We start from the raw sequence: 2,905 nt of genomic DNA on the forward strand, positions 1-2,905 counted from the left end.
GACGTGAAACGCTGTTGCGGCAACGATAGTTTAGGGGTCGCCCTACGCAAAAATAGCTCGGTGCCAGGGATATTATTCAGAAAAGCCTTCTCAACATTAATTGAGAAGGCTTTTCTTTTTCAGGAAGTTATTATGGCCTCATTCGTCCAATCGTGAGGCTGGAGAAAGATTTCCGTGAGCCGTGCTTCCGGCGTACCTGGTTCTGGTTCGTAGCAATATTCCCAGCGTGCTAGAGGTGGTAGAGAGATGAGAATAGATTCCGCTCGTCCCTGAGTTTGCAGACCGAAAACTGTTCCCCTGTCGTACACCAGATTAAACTCTGCATAACGACCTCGACGGTATAGTTGAAACTGGCGCTGGCGATCGCCATACTCTATTTCCTGCCGTCGTTGTACAATGGGCAAATAGGCTGGTAAAAATGCTTGACCACAAGACTGGATAAAGGCAAAGATATCTTCCCAGTTACGAGATACCGTTCCTACTTGCTGACTGTAGAGTGCTGCCGGACTATCTATTTGATCGCCAACATAAAGCTTTCCACTTGCATCCTGATAGTCAAAGAAGATACCACCAATGCCTTGTTGTTCTTGACGTTGCTTCAAGTAGAAGTATTCATCACACCAGCGTTTGAAAACTGGATAATACTCTGGATGGTGTTTATCACAAGCACGTTTTAAGGAGGAGTGAAAGTGAACTGTATCCTCTACAAAGGCATAAGACGGAGTTAAATCAGCCCCTCCACCAAACCACCAAATTGGGCCGGCCTCAAAGTAGCGGTAGTTAAGATGTACTGTTGGTACATAAGGATTGCGGGGATGCAACACCATAGAAGTTCCCGTGGCAAAAAACTTATGTCCCGATGCTTCTGGTCGTTGAGCCAAAAAAAATTGCAGGCGGTAGTCCATTTCCCCAAACTGCGGAAAAGTTCATTCACGCCACCCTGTTCAAACACCCGCCCTTCTCGAATCACGCGGGTACGTCCTTTTCCTCCTTCTACTCGCTTCCAGTAGTCTTGATGAAAGCATGCTTCCCCGTCAAGTTGCTCTAAGCCTGTACAAATCTCATCCTGTAAGTTCTGCATGAATTGCTGCACTCGCTCCCGTGAATCTTTGGGTATCATGTTGGGAGGTGATGCCAATACTATGTTATTTGTAGATTCTTGCAGAGAATTATCAGAATGACGACCCATGTTAAAGCCTCTAAAACTTTTCCTGTATACAACTATATAGTTATTCATCTATTAGTTTTAGAGAAGTTTCAAAACTTAATCAATTTAGGACTTATACACGGGTTACTCTGTAGGGCATTTCCTCTTTTACTGAAGGATTGTAAAGAGGTCTGGCAAAAGAATCATATTTATTATAACTTTATAACTATAGGACTATTTACTTGATTGTCGCATTACACATGGTTAATACCCTACCCAAGCCAGAAATTAAAACCCCCAGCAAAGAAACTGTACTCACCCCCCGGTTTTACACTACAGATTTTGAAACTGCCGCCAACCTGGATTTGTCTGCCCAGCAGACGGAGTTAAAGGCAATGTTGGCAGAAATGCGGACAGATTACAACCGTCATCATTTTGTTCGGGATGAGGTGTTTAACCAGTCTTGGGAACATATTGAGGGTGAAGCAAGACAGGCATTTATTGAGTATTTGGAGCGCTCTTGCATTTCTGAATTTTCCGGTTTCTTGCTATTCAAAGAACTATCCCGCAAGCTGAAAAATCGCAGTCCACTGCTAGCGGAAATATTTCAACTGATGGCGCGTGATGAAGCTCGCCATGCCGGATTTCTCAACAAAGCAATGGGCGATTTTAAACTCTCCCTGGATTTAGGCAATGTTACTAAAACCCGCACCTATACATTTTTCCCAATTGAGTGGGTACTTTACACCGTTTACTTATCAGAAAAAATCGGGTACTGGCGTTACATTATTATCTACAGACACCTAGAAAAGCACCCAGAAAACGAGTTTTACCCGATCTTTCAATATTTTGAGAGTTGGTGTCAGGACGAAAACCGTCACGGGGATATATTCAAGGCGCTTTTACGTTCTCAACCGCAACTGTGGAACAACTGGAAAGCTAGGTTGTGGAGTCGCTTTTTCTTGTTATCGGTATTTGCTACCCACACTTTGACAGTTCATGAACGGGCTGGTTTTTACACTTCGTTGGGACTTGATGCGACGAAATTTGACCGCGAAGTTGTTCGTAATACCAATGAGACTGCGGGACGAGCTTTCCCTGTAATGTTGAATACCGAACATCCCAAGTTTTTCCCACGCCTACAACGCTGTGCGGGTTACAACATGAAAATTGCAGAGATTGAAAGCAGTTCTGTACCCAAAGTTGTGAAGCTGATTCGCAAACTACCTTTGATTGCAGCAATTGTTTGGAATCTACTGTTGGTTTATCTGATTAAACCCGTTGATGCTGAAGCTTTGCGGGAAACTGTGCGTTAAATTTGGCACTTACTGCTGTAAAATACGCATTCCATGATTCTACAAAATGCGTAGTTTACAGCAGTAGGCATCGCCCTCCAAATTCACCAATATATTTCAATACGCTTGGGCTAAGGGCAAAAATTTTGGTTTTTTGAGACGCGATAAATCGCCGTCTCTACAAGTGTTTTGGTCTTATCTGAACTGTATTGCAATATATTTCTATTCTGCCTCTTACTTGATTGACAAAACTTAGTGCTGAGTCAAGAAAAACACTAGTACACTCTGGCAAAAGTGCGATCACTATATTGCGTGCAGCATTCTGGCCGTAAAGGATTCTGAGCAGTGTTGATATTTGATATTACTGAGTAGTACATTTTTCAGCCGATCCAAAGAATGTTTATATAAATAAGGTTTTTATAAAATTTATGCAGTAAATATTCGTATTAAGTATGTCAAATAT

General features: G+C 42.5%; 1 protein-coding gene and 1 pseudogene. One reads left to right on the plus strand and one right to left on the minus strand.

Features of this window, described 5'->3' with window-relative positions; genetic code table 11:
• Window positions 1–119: 119 nt before the first annotated feature.
• Window positions 120–1,189 (minus strand): annotated as a pseudogene (hemF, locus tag GNF10_RS36155) (oxygen-dependent coproporphyrinogen oxidase).
• A gap of 218 nt (window positions 1,190–1,407) precedes the next feature.
• Between hemF and acsF the strand changes: the two are divergent.
• Complete coding sequence (acsF, locus tag GNF10_RS36160) at window positions 1,408–2,463, plus strand: magnesium-protoporphyrin IX monomethyl ester (oxidative) cyclase (RefSeq protein WP_185585676.1); 1,056 nt, start codon at window positions 1,408–1,410, stop codon at window positions 2,461–2,463.
• The last annotated feature ends 442 nt before the right edge of the window (window positions 2,464–2,905 follow it).

Origin of the sequence: Nostoc sp. UCD121, from assembly GCF_014222285.1 — a bacterium.
Taxonomy (GTDB): Bacteria; Cyanobacteriota; Cyanobacteriia; order Cyanobacteriales; family Nostocaceae; genus Nostoc.

Excerpts from the sequence above, each read along its gene's own strand:
- acsF (WP_185585676.1), top strand. The coding sequence starts at position 1,408 with ATGGTTAATACCCTACCCAAGCCAGAAATTAAAACCCCCAGCAAAGAA.